The organism is Herminiimonas sp. KBW02 (assembly GCF_003852535.1).
In the GTDB taxonomy this organism is placed as follows: Bacteria; Pseudomonadota; Gammaproteobacteria; order Burkholderiales; family Burkholderiaceae_D; genus Oxalicibacterium.
In genome coordinates this window covers 60,537-81,817 of the sequence record NZ_QAJP01000003.1, presented here as the reverse complement: position 1 = coordinate 81,817, position 21,281 = coordinate 60,537, and the positions used below count along the sequence as shown (strand labels likewise).

The window sequence follows — 21,281 nt, the reverse complement described above, 5'->3', positions numbered from 1 at the left end:
GACTATTGCGGAGTCGCAGGTTTAAAACCTCAGTTGCAGCAGGCTGGCGAACTGGTGTTTCTGGCCTGAGATAGGGTCGGTAAAACGTATGGATTTGGCCAGCAATTGCAACGGCTGGCTATAGTCTTGCGCCGCCCCTTCATCCGGGTATAAATGCGGATAGATGCGATCGTTGACGATGGGGATGCCGAGCGCCGCCATGTGCGCCCGCAATTGATGCTTCTGGCCACTGACCGGCTGCAGCAGGTAGCGGCCGTAGTCGCCCTGTGTTTCCAATAAGGCGATGGCGGTTTCGGCATTCGGCTCGCCGGCGACTTCGCACATTTTCATGAAGGCGTCGCTTTCGACCAGGCGGCTGCGATAGATGGTCGGCAGCGCGAGATCGTGGCGCAGCGGAGCGATGGCTTCATACTCCTTGCTGACACTGCGTTCACGAAACAGGGTTTGATACAGATTGCGGGTGTGCGGCTGTATTGTGAACAGCACCAGTCCGGCGGTCTCTCTATCGATGCGATGCATAGGGGCGAGTGTATCGATGCCGAGCGAGCGTTTCAGGCGTACCAGCAAGGTTTCCTGCAAATAGCGGCCGGCAGGCGTGACCGGCAGGAAGTGCGGTTTGTCGACGACCAGCAAATAGTCATCCTGATACAGCACTACTTCATCGAAGGGGATGCGCGGCTCTGCCGGCAGGCTGCGGTAGTAGTAAATTTTGCTGTGTGGCTGATACGGACTGTCCGGTGCCAGTGCCTGCCCGGCAGCATCGATGACATCGCCGCGTTGCATGCGCGCCAGCCATTCAGCATGCGGGATCGCAGGGAAGTGTGCGCACAGGAAATCCATGATGGTCGGCCAGGTTCCGGCCGGGAGTGCGACGCTGCTGGGGCCGACGCCATCCTTGCTGGGTGGCTGTTGGGCTGGCGCTGCTTTCACTCGCTGTCTGCATCCAGGCGTTTGGCGCGTTGCAAGCGCCATTCCCAGTCGGGTTCGCCGCCGTACACATCTTCGAGCGTGGTGTCGGTTTCCTGCATTTTGGTATCGAGCGCTATGCGGTTGTCGAAGACAAAGCATTCGCCTTCCCAGTCCTTCTCCGCATCCGGCATCTCAAGGAAGTAATTCAGGATGCCGCCTTCCAGCTGATACACAGGCACGCCCATGTCCAGCATCCAGGCGCTGGTTTTTTCGCAGCGGATGCCGCCGGTGCAGTACATCGCCACGCGTTTGCCGCTGGCTTGCCATTCCGGCACATGCTCTGCTATGTATTTGGGGAAGTCGCGGAAGTTATCGACGCCAGGGTCGACCGCATTCCTGAACTTGCCGAGTTTGAATTCAAAGCTGTTGCGGTTGTCGATCACGACTACATCGTCCTGTGCGATCAGTTCGCGCCATTCTTGCGGGCTGACGTCTATCCCGGTGCGGCCGATAGCATCGACGTTGTCAACGCCGAGGAACACGATCTCGGATTTGCGGTGCACCTTCATGCGGGCGAAGGGCGCGGTTTTGCAGGCACTGCGTTTGAAGACGATGTTGCTGAATGCGTCGTCCAGCCGCGGGTCGGTTTTGAGTGCATGCTCAAAGCGATCCAGTGCGACAGCTTCGCCTGCCAATACGCCGTTAATGCCTTCGTCGGCGATCAGGATGCTGCCGAGCAGATCGCGTGTCAGTTCACGGCATACCGAGACGACCGCATCGGCATCCGCCAGTCTGGCAAATTTATAAAAGGCGATGTGGAATTGCTCTGCGGCAGGGGCTAATGTCGGATTCATAGCGCGAATTGTCGCAGAAATTGCGCCGCATGGCGCTAATGACAAGCAGACAAGCCCATGAAAAAAGCCGACTCAAATGGTCGGCTTTTTTCTGGTGCTGGCAGTGATCAATCCGGGCGGTGCAGTTTCTCCGCCTCCTGCTTTTGCTTGCCGGAAGAGAAGATATCCCACAGCGTCATGAACAGTGCCGCGATCACCGGGCCGATTACAAAGCCGTTCAGACCCAGCAGCGCCATGCCGCCGACGGTGGAAATCAGCACGATGAAATCCGGCAGCGCGGTGTCCTTGCCGACCAGGATAGGGCGCAGGATATTGTCCACCAGGCCGATGACCAGGACGCCAAAGGCGATCAGGCTGACGCCTTGCCAGATTGCACCTGTCAGCAGGAAGTAGACCGCAACCGGAACCCAGATCAGTGCCGCGCCGACTGCAGGCAGCAGCGACAGGAAGGCCATCAATACACCCCACAGCAGGGCGCCCTGGACGCCGAGGAACCAGAAGGCGACACCGCCGAGGGCACCTTGCACCGCGGCAACGATGATATTGCCTTTGACAGTGGCGCGGATGGCGGTGGTCAGGTTGTTGAAGAGGGTGCGTTTGTGATCCGGATTTAATGGCGCTGCCTGGCGGATGCGGGCGGCGATTTTGTCGCCATCACGCAGCAGGAAGAACAGCATGTACAACATGATGGTGAAGCTGATCAGGAAGTTGAAAGTGTTTTGCCCGATGCTGATCGCCTGCTTGGTAATGAATTCGCTGCCCTGAACCGCGGCTTGCGACAGCTTGGCCTGCAAGGTGGCGACATTGGTCAGGCCGAATTTATCCATCTGGTTGACGACCCAGCTTGGCAGCGCAGCGACCACTTTTTCAAAGTAGACACTGAAGTTCAGTTCGCCGGAACGAATGTTGGCGTACAGAGCAGTGGCTTCATGTACCAGTGAAATCGAAATCAGCACCAGCGGCAGAATGACGACCACCAGGCAAATGCCCAGTGTGGCGAGGGCGGCCATATTGCTGCGCTGGTTCATCTTGATCAGCAATTTGCGATAGAACGGCGAGAACAGGATCGCCAGGACCGCTGCCCAGAACACCGCGCCGTAGAACGGCAGCAGAATGCCGATGAAGGCGACCGAGAAGGCAATTAATAAGGCCAGGAAAGTCTTTTGCTGGATTTCGGGATAGTTCATATAGGAGGCCTTGTGCGCGGAGCGTCGAGTGTTGCTGCTTATGCTACCCGAAGTTATGCACAAAGTGAGAGCGCTAACTCACATAAGCACTGCTGTGGCAAAGGATAGCGCTGAGCGGCTGGAGCAAGATGAGGAAACTGCAGACGAAAAAAAGACCGGCGCGAAGGCCGGTCTTAAGAGCTACACCTGGTTATGAGTGCAGATAATTATTCTGCTGGTTTGCTCATGTGTTTAGCGCGCATTGGTCGCAATACGAACCATGCCATCAGAGCAGCAACTGCGTTCAGTGCACTAGCTACTACGAACACTGCGTACCAGCCGCCGGTTGCCGAAGCCAATACTGCCGACAGTGGAACCAGCAGGGAAGCGGTACCTTTAGCTGTGTACAGCAAGCCAGCGTTCGATGCTGCGTATTTGCTGCCGAATGTATCTGCGCAAGTCGATGGGAACAGCGAGTAGATTTCGCCCCATGCAAAGAACACGATACCGGTCAGGATAACGAATGCGATTGGGTTGTGGCCGTAGTGGAACAGAGCCAGGATACCAACTGCTTCGATAGCAAACGCGATGAACATGGTTGGTTCACGACCGATTTGATCCGATACCCAGCCGAAGAATGGACGGGTCAGGCCGTTCAGTACGCGGTCGATAGCCAGAGCGAATGTCAGTGCTGGCAGTGTCAGACCCATCATGCTGACTTGTACGTCGAACACTTTGAAGTCACGAGCGATCGAGCCCAGTTGAGCAGTTGCCATCAGGCCACCAGCAGCAACCATCACGAACATTGCGTACATGATCCAGAAAACTGGTTCACGCAGAACTTCGCTTGGTTTGTAATCGCGTTTGGTTTGCTGAACGTTTGCGACTGCTTCGCCTTTTTTGTGCTCAGGAGCACGTGTCAGGCACAGAGCAACCAGAACCACGATGATGCCTTGACCGATACCGAAGTACAGGAATGCATCTTGGTAGCCGCGGGTAGCGATCATTGCCGAGATAGGAATGATGGTGACAGCAGAACCAGCACCGAAACCAGCAGCGGTCAAGCCAGCTGCCAGGCCGCGACGGTCCGGGAACCATTTCAATGCGTTACCAACGCAAGTACCGTACACAGCGCCAGCGCCGATACCGCTGATAACAGCTGCGAAGTACAGAGTTGCGAGCGAGTCAGCGAACGAGTTGATGAACCAGCCCACACCGCACAATACACCGCCGACCAGAACAACTGGACGTGGACCGAATTTATCTACGAACCAGCCTTCGATAGGTACCAACCATGTTTCGGTCAGAACGAAGATGGTGAATGCGACTTGAATTGCTGCGCGGCTCCAGCCGTGTTTTGCAGCGATAGGATCGACGAACAGTGTCCAGCCGTATTGCAAGTTCGCAATCATTGCCATCGCAACGATACCCAGGATCAATTGGATCCAACGGTATGATGCGGAGCGAGTAACAGTGCCTTCAGCACCGATAGTAGTTGCTTGATTCATTTTTGCCTTCTCTCAACTCTCAAGTAGAAAATGCACGTCATAATTCAGGATCAGGACGTACCCTCGTTGTAATAAACAACGGATGATTCATTTCGATCATTTGCAACCGCATCGATCTGTCGGAAAAGTTTGTAGCTCATCCAAACTCGTGCGCGGCTCGTGTTTATTTAATTCAACGACGCTACTATCGAAGAACAGCGCACCGTTTGCTAGGGCTGAAAGCAAGAATATGAGATATTCATGTTGTGGATATCACGTATTCGCGTGGCGAAAAAAATTGTGAATTGTGGATACCACGTAAGAATTTTGTGGATACTACGTAGAAATTGCGAGATGGGGTGAAAGTGATGCTGTGCTTGATGTTGCGCTTGATGCGGCAGATTTGTGGGCACTTGTTTAAGACCATAAATGAGCCCTTGGCCGACATGTGAGGCAGCTGCAAACACCCGATGCTTATGCGTGTTATCAGGTGTTTGCAGAGGGGGTATCGTGACTTACATCCAGTACTTCGGATACGAGCGTTCTTTCGGAATATTGTTGAAAACGAGTGCGACCAGAACCACGATGATGCTGCCTATCAGGGTAGGCGTCAGCAGGAAGCTCCAGGCGGGTGCTGCCAGCATCACGATGACCGGATTGGAACCGGCCGGAGGATGAACGGTGCGGGTGAGTTGCATCACGGCGATTGCTGTACCCACCGCCAGTGCCATGCTCCACCAGTGCGCACCGAACAGGGTCAGAAACAGCAAGCCGATCAGCGATGACAGGAAGTGGCCGCCTATGGCATTGCGCGGTTGCGAGAACGGGCTTTCCGGGAAGCCGAAGATCAAGACGCAGCTCGCGCCGAAAGAGCCCAGTACCAGCGGCATGTGGCTGATGTCAGTGGCGATGGCGACAGCAGCGATGGCGAGGAAGCCGCCGAGCCAGGAAAGAGCAACATGGCGCATGGGCGCACGTGGGGGCAAAGCAGTGCCGCCGCGCATTTTGGAGAGAAATGTTTTCATAGCTTGTCCATAGTTTAATTTTAGATCTGGTCCCGGTCTGTCAGTATCCGATGTGCGTCAGATGTATTCCGGTCACTTGAAAAGACAGACAGATCTGTATACTATCGATAGTAATACGTGACTGCAATACTTCTTTTTTTGATTTGTGAGCAAAAAACAATGGTGGATAAACGGGAAGTCCTGGTGCAGACGGCAATGAAGCTCTTTGCGGAAGGCGGTTACACAGGGGTAGGTATAGATCGCATCATCGCCGAAGCGGGGATAGCGAAGATGACGCTATATAAGTACTTTCCATCGAAGCAGGACCTGATCATGGAAGTGCTGACGCAGCGTGATCTGTTTTTCCGCACCTCGCTGATGAATTATGTGAACCAGCAGGAAGGGCAGGCGCAAAAAATACTTGCGCTGTTCACCTGGCATGACCAATGGTTCAAGCGCAAGGACTTCAACGGCTGCATGTTCATCAATGCGGCTGCCGAGTTCCACGAACGCAAAAACCCGATCCACCAAATCTCGGCCCTGCATAAAAACCTGATTATTGAATATATAGAGTCCTTGCTGCTGGAAACACACGGCACGCAGGCTCATAAACTGGCGACCCAGATCAATATCCTGCTGGACGGCGCCATCGATGCCGTCCATCTGACCGGTAATCCGGATGCCGCGATGCAGGCCTGGGAAGTGGCCCAATACCTGGTCGAACGTCCGCACTGAATATGTCCGTAGCCGGGCAGAAGGTGTAAGGTAGCGGCAGCAGTGTGCCTGAGCGGATAAATATTTTCCATACGGTGGAATAAAGCGGCAGCGCCATCGTTTACCTCAATGTCAGCACATTGTTGTGTGTGTTTTGACGTAAATGATCCAGGCCGATGGGCAAGCGCATAGCTTTCCTTTATCGACTTGCCACTATTCATCGAAAAGGAACAAAAATGAAACTCTCACATATCGTATTGTCCGCGGTTGCTGCAGTTGTGCTGTCCGGTAGCGCTTATGCGCAAAGTGTTCCAGTCAAGAAAGCCGACGGCATATTGGTCACCACCAGTGGCATGACGGTCTACACCTTCGACAAGGATGTCGCCGATAGTGGCAAGAGCGCCTGCAACGGTCCTTGCGCCACGGCATGGCCGCCAATTTCCGCCAAAGACGTTAAAGTCAGCGCACCCTATTCCGTGGTGACACGTGATGACGGCAGCCCACAACTGGCTTACAAGGGCAAACCGCTGTATCTGTTCGCATCCGACAAAAAAGCGGGTGATCGTACCGGCGATAACTTCAAGGACATCTGGCACGTCGTGAAGGACTAAGACCTCTGGTCTCGGTGAGTTGCCATGCAAGATGAACGTGACCGGCTGATCGCCTGTATTCCCCGACTTCGTCGTTATGCCCGTGCGCTGCTGGGTGATCGCACGGGGGCGGACGACCTGGTACAGGACACGATGGAACGTGGCTGGAAGAAACTTTCTTCATGGCAGCGCGGCAGCGATATGCGCGCGTGGCTGTTCGGCATCATGCATAACCTGCATGTCGATCAGGTGCGCAAGCCATCGTTGCCGACCGAAGAACTGGATGAAGATACGCCTCTGCCGGTATCGCATCACTCTGTGAGTGACGGCCTGGAAATGCGTGACCTGGATACCGCCTTGCGTAGTTTGCCGCCGGAGCAGCGCGAAATACTGCTGCTGGTTGCACTGGAAGAAATGAGTTATGAAGAAGTCGCGGCTACCCTGGGCTTGCCTCTGGGTACCGTGATGTCACGTTTGTCACGTGCACGCCAAAAGCTGCGTGCGCAAATGGAAGGGCGATCTGTCGTATCGCTATTAAAGGTAGTCAAATGAGCCCGCACACAGTAACGGAAGCAGATCTGCATGCCTACGTTGACGGCTTCCTGAGCGAAGCGCGACAACGCGAGGTCGCGCTTTATCTGGCGGAGCGGCCGGAGGAGCAGGCACGTGTACAGGCCTATCGCGCGCAGAATGAAGAGTTGCGCGCCTTGTTCCGGCCGATACTGGATGAGCCGGTGCCGCCACGACTGAGATCGGGCTTGCAGAGCTGGAGCGAGCGTTACGGTCGTTACGCGGCAGCGTTAGTGATTGCATTGGCGGGTGGTGCGGGCGGTTGGATCTTGCATGGCGTGATGCCGACGGACGCGACGCTGGCGCAGAACAATGCTGCGGTCGCGCCGCTCAGGGTGTCAACGCTGGCCCGCCAGGCTGCGGTGGCGCATAGCGTCTATAGCCCGGATGCGCGGCGCCCGGTGGAAGTCAGCGCCGAGCAGGAAGATCAGTTGATTGCATGGCTGTCGAAACGTACCGGCAGCCCCATGCGTCCGCCGAAGCTCGGCAAGCTCGGCTATGAATTGATCGGTGGTCGCTTGTTGCCAGGTGAAAGCGGGCCGGTTGCGCAGTTTATGTATCAGGATGGTTTGGGACAACGCCTGACGCTGTATGTCTCAACCGACCAGGCGCAGAACAAGGACACCGGTTTCCGCTTCGCGCAGGAAGGCGCGGTGAATGTGTTCTACTGGATAGATGGCAAGTTCGGCTATGCTTTATCCGCCGGTATCAACAAAGGCGAACTGGCAAATATCGCGCATGCGGTCTACGAGCAATTGGACAAAGTACAGTAAGCCGCACAGCCAGATAACTACGGAGATCAGCATGCTCTATCAAGGATCGTGTCATTGCGGCTTGCTCAAATTTGAAGCAGAAGGCGAGCTGCAACAAGTCATGGATTGCAATTGCTCACATTGCAGTCGCAAAGGTTTCCTGCTGTGGTTTGTGCCGCGCGCGCAATTAAAGATCACCAGCGGTGAAGGCAAGTCCACCGTTTATAAATTCAACAAGCACCGGATAGACCATCATTTCTGCCCGACCTGTGGTTGCCAGACCTATGGCATGGCCAGGGATAAGGATGGCAATGAGATGGCGGCTGTTAACGCACGTTGCCTGGAAGCTGTGGATCTGTCCGGGTTGAAGGTGCAGCACTACGACGGCAAGAGCGCCTGACGATTGCTGCGCCGGACGTTTAAGGATAGCCGATAGGTTTGCCGGGCAAGTCCGGCAGCGGGATGAATTCAGTTTCGCCTGGTACCGCAGTGAAGCGTTGAAAACGCCAGTCTTCCTTCGCCTGCTCCAGGCGTTCCAGCGAGCTGGAAACAAAATTCCACACCAGATAACGCGAACCATCCATGGGTTCACCGCCGAGCAGCATCAGGCGTGTGGTGCCGCTGCTGCCATTGCGCAGAGTGACTGCTGTATTGGCACGCAGTACCAGCAACTGGCCGGGACCGTAGACACCGTCGCGTCCGAGGTCGAGCTGACCTTCCACTACATAGATAGCTTGTTCCGGATACTCGGCCGGTACGTCCAGGCGCGCCTTGGGTGCCAGTGCGACATCGACATAAAACAAATCCGACAGCGTAGGGACAGGTGAGCTTTTGCCAAAGAAGCTGCCGGCAATAATCTTGGCCGATGCGCCGTCGCCTTCAAGTATCGGTAATGCGTTGGCTGCTACGTGCACGAAGCCGGGATCGGTTTCTTCATGCTTCTTCGGTAGTGCGACCCAGCATTGCAAACCTTCGATGGAGGAACCGCTGGCGCGCAAGGCCTTGCCGGTGCGTTCAGAGTGCACGATGCCGCTGCCGGCGGTCATCCAGTTCACTGCGCCTGGTTGTATGGTTTGTATCGAGCCGACGCTGTCGCGGTGCTCGATCTCGCCATCGAAGAGATAAGTAACGGTAGCGAGGCCGATATGCGGATGCGGACGCACGTCCAGGCCGTGACCTGCGGTGAATACGTGCGGTCCCATCTGATCGAGGAAGACGAAAGGACCGACCATGCGTTTCTGCGAAGTCGGCAGGGCACGCCGTACTTCAAAGTTGTCGCCGAGATCACGCGTACGCGGGATGACGACGGTTTCCAGTGCGCTTTGGTCGGTATCCATGATAGATCCTGCCTCGAGTCGGTTTTAGTTGGCTTCGGTGATGATCTTGATGTCGCCGGACAATGCTTTGTGTACCGGGCACTTGTCAGCGATCTTGTTCAGGCTGTCTTTTTGCTCGGCGCTGAGGTTGCCATGGTAGTGCAGGGTGCGATTGAAGACATATGCGCCATCCTGTTCACCAGCGACGACGGTAACGTCAACTTTTTCCAGCGGGATTTCCTTGCGGCCGGCGTACATATTCAATGTCACTGCGGTGCAGGCGCCCAGCGCAGCTGCCAGCAAATCGTGCGGCACAAAGCCTGCATCATCGCCGCCGAATGCGGATGGCGCATCAGCGATGAGTGTGTGTGGACCGGCTGCGACGATGTGTTGCAGTTTGCCTGCACCTTTGGTGACTTTGATTTCCATCTGTAAATACCCCTAAATAGTTGCGTGATTAATTGTGATCTGTAACGCGTGATCGGTATGGCATCTGCTTGCCTGTAGCAGGCGCAGCGCGTCACCACTATAGCCCAGGGAGAAATCCATCGTCTTGATCTGGGTTTGGTTTGCTGATTTGCAATCTTGCCAAAAGAGTCATGGCAAAAAGCCATGTTGCCATAAAAAATTCCAACTCTTATATATGACATAAGACATTTGAGTTAAAATGCGGGCTGCGGCTTTTACACAAAGTGCTTTCTTTTAAAGCTTACGCGCTCTAATTATCTTGATCATGGATAGGACACCAACATGGCTAACAGCAGCACGCAGCAGCAAATTCCGGTCACACTTATTCCCGGTGATGGCATCGGCCCTGAAATCGTTGATGTGGTTGTGCGTGTATTTGATACGCTCGGCAACCCATTCACATGGGAAACCCAACAAGCTGGCGTGAACGCGCTGGAAAAAAATGGCGATTTATTGCCGCAGGCTACGCTGGACAGCATCAGCCGCACCGGCCTCGCCTTGAAAGGTCCGTTGAGCACGCCGGTCGGCGGCGGCTTCCGCTCCGTCAACGTGCGCCTGCGTGAAACCTTCCAGCTCTACGCCAATGTGCGTCCGGCTCGTACCATCGTGCCGGGTGGCCGTTACGAAAAAATCGACCTGGTGCTGATACGTGAAAACCTCGAAGGCCTGTACGTTGGTCACGAGCACTACGTGCCTATCGGTGATGATGCACATGCAGTGGCAATGGCGACCGGTATCAATACCCGCGCCGGTAGCCGTCGCATTTCCAAGTTCGCATTTGACTACGCTGTGCGCAACAACCGCCGTAAAGTCACCATCGTGCACAAAGCGAATGTGCTGAAAGCATTGACTGGCCTGTTCCTGGAAACCGCCAAGCAAGTCGGCCTCAACTATGCAGACCAGATTGAATTCAACGATCGCATCGTCGATGCGTGTGCGATGCAACTGGTATTGAATCCGTGGCAGTTCGACGTCATCGTTTCCACCAATCTGTTCGGCGACATCCTGTCCGATCAGATCGCCGGTCTGGTCGGCGGGCTGGGTATGGCGCCGGGCGCGAACATCGGTGAACGCGCAGCCATTTTTGAAGCAGTGCATGGTTCGGCACCGGACATCGCCGGTAAAGGCATGGCCAATCCGACGGCGCTTCTGCTGGCCGCAGCATTGATGCTGGAGCACAAAGGTCAGAAAGAGAAAGCGACCCTCCTGCGTGATGCGATTGATTCGGTATTGAGCACCGAAAGCGGCCGTACGGTCGATCTGGGTGGTACCGTCTCTACGTCCAAATATGGCGATCTGCTGATAGAGCGCATACGCGACATGCAAAAATAAATGCCTGCCCCGGCAGTTGCTGACCGACTGCTTATAAGAAAAGCGCATGATGAGGTGAATTCATCATGCGCTTTTTATTTTTGTGCGCTGTCTGTTTGCGGGCGGGTTGGTATGCGCAACACCGTCGCCGCACCTATCGCAGCCAGTATCAGCAAGCTCAGCTGTATCCACGGACGACCGGAAAAACTCCAGATCGACACCGCGATCATGACGGACATCGAGCCTATTGCGATGCACTTGGTGCGCAGCGTGAGGCTGCGATGCTCTTCCCAGTTGCGCAGCATGGGGCCGATCAGCTGGTGCTGCAGCATCCACTGATGCACGCGCGGCGAGGCTTTGGCGAAGCAGGCCGCGGCCAGCAGGACGAAAGGGGTGGTTGGCAAGCCCGGCAGGAAAATGCCGATGATGCCCAGTGCCAGTGCGATGCCGCCGACTAAACCGTAGAGTGCTTTAGCCAGACGCGAGCGCTGTTTGATTTCAGTTGGTGCTGTGGGCATGTAGCGGCTGCTTGCTATGTTGAATAGTGATACTCCGTACGCTGTCATCAACTAAGAAGGAGCGTATCCGGAAATAAGAATACATGGTTCTGGTGATCTGTATGCCGTGTTGAGAAAAAGCAGGTCGTGAAATCCGGTCGTGGATTTTTCGGTTGTGGATTTATATATGGACCGTGCTTGCGAGTGCGGTTTCATTTTTGCAACGCACAGGCGTTTGTATAAAGCTGCAGATTGCAATTGTAGCGGCTTCTCGGCTATTATGAGAATAATTCTCATTTACATTGATGTCTTACCCGCAATGTCTGCCACTGACACCGTCCTGCAGCAGCAAGTCCACACCTTATACAGCAACCATCATGGCTGGCTGTTCGGCTGGCTGCGTAAAAAGCTGGGTTGCGCGCACAATGCAGCCGACATCGCGCAAGATACTTTTCTGCGCATACTCACCGCACAAGACAAACGCAGTGATCTGGATTTGCGCGAGCCGCGCGCCTACCTGACGACGGTGGCCGGACGCGTCATACTGAATCACTATCGTCGGCTATCGCTGGAACGCGCTTATCTGGAAGCGCTGGCGCTGGTACCGGACATGTATGCACCGGCACCTGAAGACCGCCTCATCATTCTCGAAACCCTGCACGAAATCGATGCCATGCTGGACGCCTTGCCGCATAAAGCACGTACGGCGTTCCTGTTGGCGCAATTTGAAGGATTGAGCTACGCGGAAATCAGTGTGCGCCTGGATGTCAGCGTGCGCACGGTCAAGCGCTACATGGCGCAAGCGTTCGAAGAATGCATCATGCTGGATCTGTGATGACATCGACCACCTTTAATACAGATGACCGCCGTCCGATAGACCGGGCGATCGCACGCGAAGCAGCGCAATGGCTGGCGGCGCTGTATGACGGCCAGACTGCCGAAGATGTAGCCGCCTGCAAACGCTGGCGTGCGGCAGATCCGGAGCACGAGCGTGCATGGCAGCGTGCACAAAGCATCAATCAGAAATTCGGCATCGTGCCTGGCGCGGTTGGTTTGCCTGCACTGGGTCGCAAGGTGCGGGTGGACCGTCGTCGCGCAGTCAAGACCTTGCTGCTGTTTATGCTGGCCGCGCCGGTGGGCTATGCCTCATATCGCTATGCGCCCTGGGCTGCAATGAATGCGGATTACCGCACCGCAAAAGGCGAGCATCGCGAGATCCGCCTGGCCGATGGAACGCGTGTGCATCTCGGAACGAATACCAGTATTGATGTCGCTTACGATGGCACGCAACGCCTGTTGCGCCTGCACTCCGGTGAAATTGAAGTGACGACAGGCAGCGATGCTGAACACACTGCTCATCGTCCTTTCGTCGTGCAAACCACACATGGATACATACGCGCACTGGGTACGCGCTTTGTTGTGCGCAAGGATGACGGCGCGACCGTCACACGTGTCAGCGTACTTGAACATGCGGTCGAGATCCGGCCGCAGGCAGCAATCAGCAAACTGATCGTGCTGAATGCCGGACAGCAAACGCGCTTTAGCGAGCGCGGTTTTGAGCAGATCGAAGTGATCGATCCGCATGTGGCGGACTGGACCAATGGCGTACTGTTTGCCAGCAAGATGCGACTGGAAGATTTTGCGGCTGAATTGAATCGCTACCGTCCGGGTTTGTTACGTTGTGATCCGGCCGTGGCTGACTTGCGCATTACCGGTTCCTTCCAGCTCGACAACACCGACAACATCCTGAATGCCCTGCCCGATGCCTTGCCGGTAGAAGTGTTGTTCCGTACGCGCTACTGGGTAACGATAGTCGCGCCTGCGACAACAGCAAAGGCTTGATGACACGCTTGTAACTACCGAATCTATTCCTCCTGTCGACGGTTAACGTCGACATTTCCTTCGCCGGCTTTATGCCGGCATCTTTTTTTAAATACTTTTTTTAAATACTTTTGTTTTGTATGTCCCCTTTGTTGATTTCGCGTGTCATTGACTCGTAGCTAATGACATAGACCTCGAACCAAGGACGAATAATGAAGCACCATACCCACCATTCCTCGCGCGCTGCGCAGAGGCAACTGCCGCCAGTCACGCCGATGGCGAGGAATATCTATTGCGCTTTGTTCGCAATGGGCCTGGCACTGGGCGCGACACTGGTCGCCGAACCAGTACATGCACAGGAAAGTGCAACCGCTGTCACACGCAAGGCCTACGCGATACCAGCCGGAGCGCTGGGCGAAACCCTGGCCGATTTCGCCGGCAAGGCCGGTGTCACCATACAGATCGATTCTGCCGTGGTGGAAGGCCGTCGCTCGCCAGGATTGAGCGGCAGCGTCTCCGTGTCGGAAGGTTTTGCCCGTCTGCTGGCAGGCTCAGGCCTGGAGGCGGTGGAGCGCAGCCGTTATATTTACATACTGCGTACCGCGCAAATGGAATCGACGCTGCCAGCGGTAACGGTCACGGCTGCAGTGGCGGCAGATGTGACGTCTTACACAACGCGCACGGTATCGATAGGTAAAACGGACCAGAAGCTCAAAGACATTCCGCAATCGGTCAGCGTGGTCACGCGCCAGCGCATGGATGATCAAAACATGACATCCATTTACGATGTGCTCGAAAACGTTACCGGTGTCGTCACCACGGCCAGTCCGATGGCAGGTAAATACTTCTTTGCACGCGGCTTTCCTATCACGTCGCTGCAGTACGACGGTGTACCTTTGTCACGTCAATACTATTCCCAGGCCAGCAGCCTGACTGAGAACATGGCCTTGTACGAGCGCGCTGAAGTGCTGCGCGGTGCGGCCGGTTTGTGGCAGGGTGCGGATAGCATGGGTGGCGCCGTCAATCTGGTACGCAAGCGTGGTCAGACTGAAAAGACCATCAGCGCCACCGTGAAAGCGGGTTCATACAATCACTATGGCGCCCAACTCGACGTCGGCGGCCCAATGAACGAAAGCGGCACGATACGTGGTCGCGCGGTGCTGGACTACGACACGCAGGATTCCTTTATCGACTTCGTCGGCAGCAAAAATACGACGCTGTATGGCGCGATCGATATCGACCTGACTTCGCAAACCACTTTGGGTCTGGGCATCAGCTACGAAAAAACCAGGGCCACACCTTCGTTCGCCGGCTTGCCGCGCTATACCGATGGCGGCTCTTTGAACTTGCGTCGCGGCACCTTCCTCGGTTCGGACTGGAATGAACTGAATAATCAGCAGACGCGTGTCTTCGCAGACCTGACACACAGATTCAATGATGACTGGCGACTGAAAGTAGGCGCGGTCTATATGAATGAACGCAATGATTCCCTGTACAGCTATGGCCAGGGTGCGGTTAACCGTGCGACCGGCGCAGGCACCAGCAGGATAGGCGTGGCCACCGATTTCCGTGGTGAGCATGTCGGGCTGGACGCCGCACTGAGTGGCAAGTTCCAGGCGTGGGGACGTCGTCATGAAGTCATCATGGGTGCCAACTATTCGAACTACACTTCGGACGATAAATACGCGATTGCCACCGGCCTCGGTGCGATCAATGTATTCAATCCGAATCCGTACACACCGAAGCCGACCATGGCCAGCCTGGCGGCGCTGTCGAATCTGTCGACCGGTGCGTATGACGTAACCAGCAAGGGTCTCTACGGCACCATGCGTCTGTCGCTGACCGATCCGCTGAGCCTGATCATCGGTGGTCGTGTCAGCTGGTATGAAAACAAGTATGACTCGGTCAGCCGCTGGGGTGCAGGTACGACACTGAGCAAGAGCTCGGGTGAATTCACGCCATACATGGGCCTGACCTATGCGATCACGCCGCAATGGACAGCCTACGGTAGCTATACCGAAGTATTCGTGCCGCAATCGCAACGTAATGCCGCGCAGCAGACCCTGGATCCTATTATCGGCAGCAATTACGAGCTTGGTATCAAAGGTGAGTTGTTTGATCAGCGTGTGAATACCTCGCTGGCCTTGTTCCGCTACATCCATAAAAATCGCGCAGTGCAGGATATCGATTCCGGTCTGTTGTGCGACGGTGACTACTGCTCACGCGCATCCGGCAAGGTACGCAGCCAGGGTGTGGAAGCAGAAGTCGGCGGCAAGATGACTTCGCGCCTGAACCTGACGGCTGGTTATACCTACAACACCACCAGGTATCTGCAAGATGCGGCAAATGAAGGTTTGATCTTCAATCCGCAAGTGCCGAAACATCTGTTCCGCACCTGGGCCGACTATCGCGTCAGCGAAACCGTGAGTGCCGGACTGGGCATGACTACCCAAAGCAATACGCAAGGTCGTGATAAATCGGTGGTGCAGGGTGGTTATACCGTGTGGAACGCACGTGCTGCATATCGCATCGATCCACGCTGGACCCTGGCGCTGAACGTCAACAACCTGTTCGACAAGCATTATTACGCGACGATAGATCGCGTCAATTTCGGTTCCTTATACGGTAATCCGCGTGAAGTGATGATGACCCTGCGCGGAACCTTTTGAATCGGGTAAAGCGAAGAAGTCAGCGAGCCGGAAGAGCATATTGCCCTTCCGGCTTTTTTATTGCCGGTAAGCGGGAAGGGGGCTATTTCGTCACCCGGGAAATTACAATTTTCCCTCCAATGAGAATAATTATCATTTATAATTATCCCGGAATACCGTTCGGCATGCGGATTTGACACCATTTGCGACGCCGATAACTAAGCAGGTTGGAGGTGAGCAATGAGTAAGTCCCACAACAGTAATTTTGACAACATCGCGCGTGAGCACAGCGTGTTGCTCAATGAATATGGCCGTGTCCAGAATCGTTGCAGTGAGCTGGTGGCGCGCCAGGTTGACCAGATTGAAGCCTTGCGTCGCGACATGGCGCGCAAGGATGCGGAAGTCATGCGCTTGCGCGCGGAACTGATCGCGCGCGATACCGAACTGGCGTTTGCCCGCGAAGACCTGGCGACGCTGAAAGCGAGCATCCCCGGATTGCCTACTCGCATGAGCCTGGTACGCCGGGTCGAATCACTGACCGAACACATACAAAGCCTGATGCGTGAGCGCCTGGGCTGGCAATGGCTGGGCACACCGGCGCGGACGGAAACACTGGCACCGCATCCGGTGATACCAGCCGACCTGCGGCAAAAGTCTGTGCTGTGCATAGGCAAGGATGCATCGGGCAAGTCGGTGGCGCAAATGGAAGTGGAGCGTGCAGGCGGCTACTTTCTGCATCACGACGGCATGGACAGCGAAGATGAAACGGCGCTGGAAGCAAGCCTGGTGGCAGCGGATCTGGTGATCTGCCAGACCGGTTGCGTCAGCCACAACGCTTACTGGCGCATACAGGATCATTGCAAGCGCACTGGCAAACAATGCGTGCTGGTGAATCAGCCGCGTGCGATGCACTTCGTGCGTGATGCGGAAGACTTGCTGGCAGTGAGTGAGCAAGCGCGCAGGGCCGAAGCTGAAATGGCCGGCACCCTGACTCCGGCAAAATAAGGTCGCCCATGTCTGCCAACGAGAACGCGCTGCATCAGGAAATCAGTACCTTATATAGTGATCACCACGGTTGGTTGCAGGGCTGGTTGCGCAAGAAACTCGGAGATGCAAGCAAGGCCGCCGATCTGGCGCATGACACTTTTGTGCGCTTGCTGGCGCGGGAAGAGCTGATCGCAGCGCGTGAACCGCGCGCATTCCTGACGACCGTTGCGCAACGCGTGCTCTTCAGTCACTGGCGGCGTGAAGAGCTGGAGCGTGCTTATCTGCATGCACTGGAACAAATGCCGGAAGCACTGGCGCCGTCGCCGGAAGAGCGCGCTATTCTGCTGGAAACCCTGGTCGAAATTGATCGCATGCTTGATGGTTTGCCGACGCCGGTCAAACGCGCTTTCCTGTATGCGCAGCTGGATGATATGAGTCATGGCGAAATCGCAGTAGAACTGAATATATCTGTCACCACCGTCAAGCGCTACCTGATACGTGCAGGTGTGCAGTGCTATTTCGCGCTGGAGCAGGCATGAGCAAGAATACGCAGGGCATGGCTATCGATGTATCGCCGCAAATTGCCAGACGCGCTGTGGAATGGCTGGTCGCCCTGCAATCTGGCGATGTCTCGCGCGAGGCTCTGCAGGACTGGCTGACGCAGCACCCTGATCATGCGCGTGCATGGCAGCGCATAGAAAGCGTGAATAACAAACTGCGTGGCGTGGCGTCGCCGCTGACCACAGCGCTGGCACACGCCACGCTGACTGCGCCGCGTTCGAACAAGCGGCGCGCCGCGATCAAGACTCTGGCTGCATTCTTCTTTGTCGGTGCGACGGCTTACATGGCGGAAGAGCATCTGCCATGGCGCGCTTGGTCGGCGGATGAACGGACTGCATTAGGTGAGCGTCGCACCATCGTGCTGGTGGATGGTACCGAGCTGACGCTGAATACGGATAGCGCGGTCAATATTCGTTATACCGAACTTGAGCGCCGTGTATTCGTCGTCAGCGGCGAAATCATGGTTACCACAGCCAGCGATGGCGCGGCCATGCCCCGGCCCTTCGTGGTGCAGACTGCGCAGGGTGAATTGCGTCCCCTGGGTACGCGCTTTGCCGTGCGCCAGAAAAGTGAGTTCAGCAGGCTCGATGTATTTGAAGGTGCGGTTGAAGTCCGTCCCAAGGATGGCGCAGGACTCGTGCGCGTCATACAGGCTGGTGAGCGCGTACAGTTTACGCATGATGGTATTGCCGAGCCGGTCAGCCTGAAGCCCGATGACGCTGCCTGGGCCGAAGGGATGATAGTCGCCAGCGGCATGCGTCTGCATGATTTTCTGGCCGAGTTGTCACGCTATCGGCGCGGACGTTTGAGTTGCGATCCGGCGATTGCCGGTTTGCGTGTATCCGGTACCTATCCTTTAAACGACACCGATCTTGTGCTCACGGCGCTGCGTTCCACTTTGCCGGTAGAGATACATTATCTGACGCGTTACTGGGTCACGATACGACCGGGAAAAATGAGCTAAAGATACTGAAATTTATCCGGCGCATGTGTTTCAGAATACGTTCTGAATATTTTTTCTCTCGGGGTGGTCTGTTTTCGATTTTGGTTGGACATACGAGATAAGCAAGTCACATCTCTAAACCAACAACAGGAATCGAATATGCAGCATCTACTCTGTACCGGACCTGAAGCGCGCACGCTTAGTCCAGGCAAACCGGCGCTACTCGCCAGTGCCATCGGCCAACTCTTTCTCGCCGCCAGCATCGTCACCATCGTTGCCATACCAAGCCTGGTGCAGGCTGCAGATGCTGCGCCAGGTACACCTGCCAGCTTTGCCGCACGCAAGGCTTACGACATTCCTGCCGGTTCGCTGGAAGCCGCACTCAATCGCTTCGGCCGCGAAGCGGGCATCCTGCTTTCCTTCCCGACTGAATTGACCAACGGTCTGAAGACCAGGGGTTTGCAGGGTAGTTATAACGTGCAGGAAGCCTTGCCTTTGCTGTTATACGGCACCGATCTGATTGCAGTGATAGACGGTCCCAGCGCCGTCATCCGCCGTCCCAGCGTGCCAGTCGGTGAAGCCAACTTGCCGGTTGTGCATGTGACTGCAGCGGCGACCGCGACTACAGATGGCAGCCAGTCATATTCATCCAGCATCGTGACGCTTAACCGTGGCGATCAAAAGCTGAAAGATATTCCGCAATCCGTCAGTGTCCTGACGCGGCAGCGCATGGATGATCAGGCGCTGACTACATTGGCCGATGCAGTGGGCAATACGACCGGCCTGGTAGCAACCCAGGGTGTGGGTCCCGGCACGGTCATCATGTCGCGCGGTTTCCAGATCGATAGCTACCAATACGACGGCGTACCCATGCCGCGTAATACCTACTCGATTGGTAACTGGAGCAGTGAATCGCTGGCCTTCTATGATCGGGTCGAAGTGCTGCGTGGTGCGGCTGGTCTGACACAAGGCACGGGCAGTCCTGGCGGCGCGATTAACTTCGTACGCAAACGCGGCCAGGCGAAGAAGACTGTCACAGTGACTGCCAAGGCTGGTTCCTGGGATCGCTATGGTTTGCAACTGGATGCCGGTGGCCCGCTGAATGCGGAAGGCACATTGCGCGGTCGCGTAGTACTGGATGAAGATCGCAGCGATTCCTACATCAAATCTGTTTGGTCAAATACGCGTACCTTGTACGCCGCGCTGGACTATGACATTAGCCCGAACACGACAGTCGGCATTGGTATCAGCAACAAGGAAACGCGTTCCCGTCCATCCTTTATCGGCTTGCCACGGTATGCGGATAATAGCGACATAGGCTTGCCGCGCTCAACCTACACCGGATCGGGCTGGAATCGTGCCTACAACGATCAGACCAGCGTGTATGCTGATCTCGATCATCGCTTCAATGACAACTGGTCGTTCAAAGTATCGGCAGTTACGATGCGGGAAAAAAATACTTCCGCGCATCAGCGTATATCTGCTTTGGGTAACGGCATCCTGCCGGGCGGCGGCGGCTTGCGTTACGGTGACTTCGCGATGAATCTGGAAGGCGAACAATTCGGTGTGGATGCCTATGTGCGTGGCCGCTTCGACGCGATGGCGATGAAACATGAAGTTATCTTCGGTGCCAACTATTCCAAATATCATACCGATGATGCCGTTGCACGGAAATGGACGGTTGGTGGCAACATCTTTGCGATAGATAACAATCGCCCATGGCAAGACTATGCCAGCATACTGGCGATGCCAGGATCGACCAATACCATCAGTAGCTATGACGTCGAACAAAAAGGCGTCTACGGTACCTGGCGTGCGCAGCTCACGGATCGTCTGACTGGTATTCTCGGCGGTCGTGTCAGCTGGTTTGAGCAAATGTATTCAGAACCGGCACGTGGTACGTCGCCACGCTATGAAAGTACCAACAGTGCTTCCGGTCGCTTTACACCATATGGTGGACTGGTCTATGCGTTGAATAATCAATGGTCGACCTACGCCAGCTATTCGGATGTGTTTGAGGTGCAGTCAGCACCGGTACTTGGCGGCGGGACGATCAAGCCTATCACCGGTACCAACTATGAACTTGGTGTCAAAGGTGAGCTGGCGGATGGACGTGTGAATACATCGTTTGCGGTGTTCCGTTACGACCACAAAAATCGTGCAGTATCTGATCCGAATGGGTTGGGCCTGTGTAACGGCAATGATTGCTCACGCGCCGCCGGTAAAGTACGCAGCCAGGGCTTCGAAGCAGAGGTCAGTGGCGAAGTACTGCGTGGTTTGCAACTCTTCGCCGGTTACACCTTCAACACCACCAAGTATCTGGTAGATCCTGAAAACCAGGGCAAAGTATTCAGCACCTGGACGCCGAAGCATATGCTCAGATTGTGGGCCGACTATAAACTGCCGGGCGATCTGAGCAAGTTCAGTGTAGGTGGCGGTGTGAGTACGCAGAGCCATGCACTTAGCTATGACAGCAAGTTCAATGTGCCTGGTTTCACCATCTGGAGTACACGCGTCGCTTATCAGGTAACGCCTGAGGTATCGCTGGCGCTCAATGTGAATAACCTGTTCGACAAGACCTATTACATTCCTTCATACAATAGCGGCTCATCGAATAACCACTACGGTACGCCGCGCAGCGCTTTGCTGACGTTGAAATACACACCACGTTTCTGATCATTCA

Annotated in this window: 21 protein-coding genes; 13 read left to right on the top strand and 8 right to left on the bottom strand. The window is 55.5% G+C overall.

The window, feature by feature from the left end; all coding sequences use genetic code 11:
* Positions 1–21: 21 nt before the first annotated feature.
* From DBR37_RS02160 to DBR37_RS02140, 5 genes are all read right to left on the bottom strand, one after another.
* On the bottom strand, positions 22–972 hold the full coding sequence (locus tag DBR37_RS02160) for a pseudouridine synthase (RefSeq protein WP_124572656.1): 951 nt from the start codon (positions 970–972) through the stop codon (positions 22–24).
* Positions 927–1,763 carry a rhodanese domain-containing protein gene (locus DBR37_RS02155; RefSeq protein ID WP_124572655.1) on the bottom strand — a complete coding sequence of 279 codons (837 nt, stop codon included), beginning with the start codon at positions 1,761–1,763 and terminating at the stop codon, positions 927–929. The genes DBR37_RS02160 and DBR37_RS02155 overlap by 46 nt, the downstream gene beginning before the upstream one ends.
* A gap of 107 nt (positions 1,764–1,870) precedes the next feature.
* Positions 1,871–2,950 carry an AI-2E family transporter gene (locus DBR37_RS02150; RefSeq protein ID WP_124572654.1) on the bottom strand — a complete coding sequence of 360 codons (1,080 nt, stop codon included), beginning with the start codon at positions 2,948–2,950 and terminating at the stop codon, positions 1,871–1,873.
* A 206-nt stretch (positions 2,951–3,156) separates the two neighbouring features.
* Positions 3,157–4,437 carry an oxalate/formate MFS antiporter gene (oxlT, locus tag DBR37_RS02145; protein ID WP_124572653.1) on the bottom strand — a complete coding sequence of 427 codons (1,281 nt, stop codon included), beginning with the start codon at positions 4,435–4,437 and terminating at the stop codon, positions 3,157–3,159.
* A 494-nt stretch (positions 4,438–4,931) separates the two neighbouring features.
* Positions 4,932–5,441, bottom strand: a complete 510-nt coding sequence (locus DBR37_RS02140; RefSeq protein WP_124572652.1) for an HPP family protein — start codon at positions 5,439–5,441, stop codon at positions 4,932–4,934.
* A 159-nt stretch (positions 5,442–5,600) separates the two neighbouring features.
* On the opposite strand from DBR37_RS02140, the gene DBR37_RS02135 reads away from it, so the two are divergent.
* The 5 genes from DBR37_RS02135 (at position 5,601) to DBR37_RS02115 (ending at position 8,446) form a co-directional block, all read left to right on the top strand.
* Positions 5,601–6,155 carry a TetR/AcrR family transcriptional regulator gene (locus DBR37_RS02135; protein WP_124572651.1) on the top strand — a complete coding sequence of 185 codons (555 nt, stop codon included), beginning with the start codon at positions 5,601–5,603 and terminating at the stop codon, positions 6,153–6,155.
* 215 nt (positions 6,156–6,370) lie between these two features.
* Positions 6,371–6,745, top strand: a complete 375-nt coding sequence (locus DBR37_RS02130) for a hypothetical protein (RefSeq protein WP_124572650.1) — start codon at positions 6,371–6,373, stop codon at positions 6,743–6,745.
* A gap of 24 nt (positions 6,746–6,769) precedes the next feature.
* Positions 6,770–7,276, top strand: a complete 507-nt coding sequence (locus DBR37_RS02125) for an RNA polymerase sigma factor (RefSeq protein WP_124572649.1) — start codon at positions 6,770–6,772, stop codon at positions 7,274–7,276.
* Complete coding sequence (locus tag DBR37_RS02120) at positions 7,273–8,067, top strand: anti-sigma factor (RefSeq protein WP_124572648.1); 795 nt, start codon at positions 7,273–7,275, stop codon at positions 8,065–8,067. Before DBR37_RS02125 ends, DBR37_RS02120 begins: the two co-directional genes overlap by 4 nt.
* 31 nt (positions 8,068–8,098) lie before the next feature.
* Positions 8,099–8,446: a GFA family protein gene (locus tag DBR37_RS02115; RefSeq protein WP_124572647.1), complete on the top strand. Its 348-nt coding sequence runs from the start codon at positions 8,099–8,101 to the stop codon at positions 8,444–8,446.
* Between the two features lie 19 nt (positions 8,447–8,465).
* Here the strand turns inward: DBR37_RS02115 and DBR37_RS02110 are convergent, their stop codons facing one another.
* Together DBR37_RS02110 and DBR37_RS02105 are read right to left on the bottom strand one after the other, a co-directional pair.
* On the bottom strand, positions 8,466–9,383 hold the full coding sequence (locus tag DBR37_RS02110; RefSeq protein WP_124572646.1) for a pirin family protein: 918 nt from the start codon (positions 9,381–9,383) through the stop codon (positions 8,466–8,468).
* A gap of 24 nt (positions 9,384–9,407) precedes the next feature.
* Positions 9,408–9,791, bottom strand: coding sequence for an OsmC family protein (locus tag DBR37_RS02105; protein WP_124572645.1), 384 nt, complete (start codon positions 9,789–9,791; stop codon positions 9,408–9,410).
* 321 nt (positions 9,792–10,112) lie between these two features.
* Between DBR37_RS02105 and DBR37_RS02100 the strand changes: the two genes are divergently transcribed.
* Entirely contained in the window at positions 10,113–11,162 is a 1,050-nt protein-coding gene (locus DBR37_RS02100; RefSeq protein WP_124572644.1) for an isocitrate/isopropylmalate dehydrogenase family protein, read from the top strand.
* A 74-nt stretch (positions 11,163–11,236) separates the two neighbouring features.
* Here the strand turns inward: DBR37_RS02100 and DBR37_RS02095 are convergent, their stop codons facing one another.
* Positions 11,237–11,659: a YbaN family protein gene (locus tag DBR37_RS02095; RefSeq protein ID WP_124572643.1), complete on the bottom strand. Its 423-nt coding sequence runs from the start codon at positions 11,657–11,659 to the stop codon at positions 11,237–11,239.
* Positions 11,660–11,957: 298 nt separating this feature from the next.
* Here DBR37_RS02095 and DBR37_RS02090 point away from each other — a divergent pair, with 298 nt between their 5' ends.
* From DBR37_RS02090 to DBR37_RS02060, 7 genes are all read left to right on the top strand, one after another.
* Positions 11,958–12,473, top strand: coding sequence for a sigma-70 family RNA polymerase sigma factor (locus tag DBR37_RS02090; RefSeq protein ID WP_124572642.1), 516 nt, complete (start codon positions 11,958–11,960; stop codon positions 12,471–12,473).
* On the top strand, positions 12,473–13,480 hold the full coding sequence (locus DBR37_RS02085; protein WP_233588254.1) for a FecR domain-containing protein: 1,008 nt from the start codon (positions 12,473–12,475) through the stop codon (positions 13,478–13,480). Before DBR37_RS02090 ends, DBR37_RS02085 begins: the two co-directional genes overlap by 1 nt.
* 191 nt (positions 13,481–13,671) lie before the next feature.
* Positions 13,672–16,128 (top strand): TonB-dependent receptor, encoded by a 2,457-nt coding sequence (locus tag DBR37_RS02080; protein ID WP_124572640.1) that lies wholly within the window; start codon positions 13,672–13,674, stop codon positions 16,126–16,128.
* Positions 16,129–16,347: 219 nt separating this feature from the next.
* Complete coding sequence (locus DBR37_RS02075; RefSeq protein WP_124572639.1) at positions 16,348–17,112, top strand: DUF2325 domain-containing protein; 765 nt, start codon at positions 16,348–16,350, stop codon at positions 17,110–17,112.
* Positions 17,113–17,120: 8 nt separating this feature from the next.
* The gene (locus tag DBR37_RS02070; protein WP_124572638.1) at positions 17,121–17,633 is read left to right on the top strand and encodes a sigma-70 family RNA polymerase sigma factor; all 513 of its coding nucleotides are present in this window, start codon (positions 17,121–17,123) and stop codon (positions 17,631–17,633) included.
* A complete protein-coding gene (locus tag DBR37_RS02065; protein ID WP_199739010.1) occupies positions 17,630–18,619 on the top strand; it encodes a FecR domain-containing protein in 990 nt (329 codons plus the stop codon). The genes DBR37_RS02070 and DBR37_RS02065 overlap by 4 nt, the downstream gene beginning before the upstream one ends.
* Before the next feature lie 138 nt (positions 18,620–18,757).
* Positions 18,758–21,274, top strand: coding sequence for a TonB-dependent receptor (locus tag DBR37_RS02060; protein WP_124572637.1), 2,517 nt, complete (start codon positions 18,758–18,760; stop codon positions 21,272–21,274).
* The last annotated feature ends 7 nt before the right edge of the window (positions 21,275–21,281 follow it).

Coding starts and splice junctions, on each gene's coding strand:
- DBR37_RS02160 (WP_124572656.1), bottom strand. CDS start 972: ATGGCGCTTGCAACGCGCCAAACGCCTGGATGCAGACAGCGAGTGAAA.
- DBR37_RS02155 (WP_124572655.1), bottom strand. CDS start 1,763: ATGAATCCGACATTAGCCCCTGCCGCAGAGCAATTCCACATCGCCTTT.
- DBR37_RS02150 (WP_124572654.1), bottom strand. CDS start 2,950: ATGAACTATCCCGAAATCCAGCAAAAGACTTTCCTGGCCTTATTAATT.
- oxlT (WP_124572653.1), bottom strand. CDS start 4,437: ATGAATCAAGCAACTACTATCGGTGCTGAAGGCACTGTTACTCGCTCC.
- DBR37_RS02140 (WP_124572652.1), bottom strand. CDS start 5,441: ATGAAAACATTTCTCTCCAAAATGCGCGGCGGCACTGCTTTGCCCCCA.
- DBR37_RS02135 (WP_124572651.1), top strand. CDS start 5,601: ATGGTGGATAAACGGGAAGTCCTGGTGCAGACGGCAATGAAGCTCTTT.
- DBR37_RS02130 (WP_124572650.1), top strand. CDS start 6,371: ATGAAACTCTCACATATCGTATTGTCCGCGGTTGCTGCAGTTGTGCTG.
- DBR37_RS02125 (WP_124572649.1), top strand. CDS start 6,770: ATGCAAGATGAACGTGACCGGCTGATCGCCTGTATTCCCCGACTTCGT.
- DBR37_RS02120 (WP_124572648.1), top strand. CDS start 7,273: ATGAGCCCGCACACAGTAACGGAAGCAGATCTGCATGCCTACGTTGAC.
- DBR37_RS02115 (WP_124572647.1), top strand. CDS start 8,099: ATGCTCTATCAAGGATCGTGTCATTGCGGCTTGCTCAAATTTGAAGCA.
- DBR37_RS02110 (WP_124572646.1), bottom strand. CDS start 9,383: ATGGATACCGACCAAAGCGCACTGGAAACCGTCGTCATCCCGCGTACG.
- DBR37_RS02105 (WP_124572645.1), bottom strand. CDS start 9,791: ATGGAAATCAAAGTCACCAAAGGTGCAGGCAAACTGCAACACATCGTC.
- DBR37_RS02100 (WP_124572644.1), top strand. CDS start 10,113: ATGGCTAACAGCAGCACGCAGCAGCAAATTCCGGTCACACTTATTCCC.
- DBR37_RS02095 (WP_124572643.1), bottom strand. CDS start 11,659: ATGCCCACAGCACCAACTGAAATCAAACAGCGCTCGCGTCTGGCTAAA.
- DBR37_RS02090 (WP_124572642.1), top strand. CDS start 11,958: ATGTCTGCCACTGACACCGTCCTGCAGCAGCAAGTCCACACCTTATAC.
- DBR37_RS02085 (WP_233588254.1), top strand. CDS start 12,473: ATGACATCGACCACCTTTAATACAGATGACCGCCGTCCGATAGACCGG.
- DBR37_RS02080 (WP_124572640.1), top strand. CDS start 13,672: ATGAAGCACCATACCCACCATTCCTCGCGCGCTGCGCAGAGGCAACTG.
- DBR37_RS02075 (WP_124572639.1), top strand. CDS start 16,348: ATGAGTAAGTCCCACAACAGTAATTTTGACAACATCGCGCGTGAGCAC.
- DBR37_RS02070 (WP_124572638.1), top strand. CDS start 17,121: ATGTCTGCCAACGAGAACGCGCTGCATCAGGAAATCAGTACCTTATAT.
- DBR37_RS02065 (WP_199739010.1), top strand. CDS start 17,630: ATGAGCAAGAATACGCAGGGCATGGCTATCGATGTATCGCCGCAAATT.
- DBR37_RS02060 (WP_124572637.1), top strand. CDS start 18,758: ATGCAGCATCTACTCTGTACCGGACCTGAAGCGCGCACGCTTAGTCCA.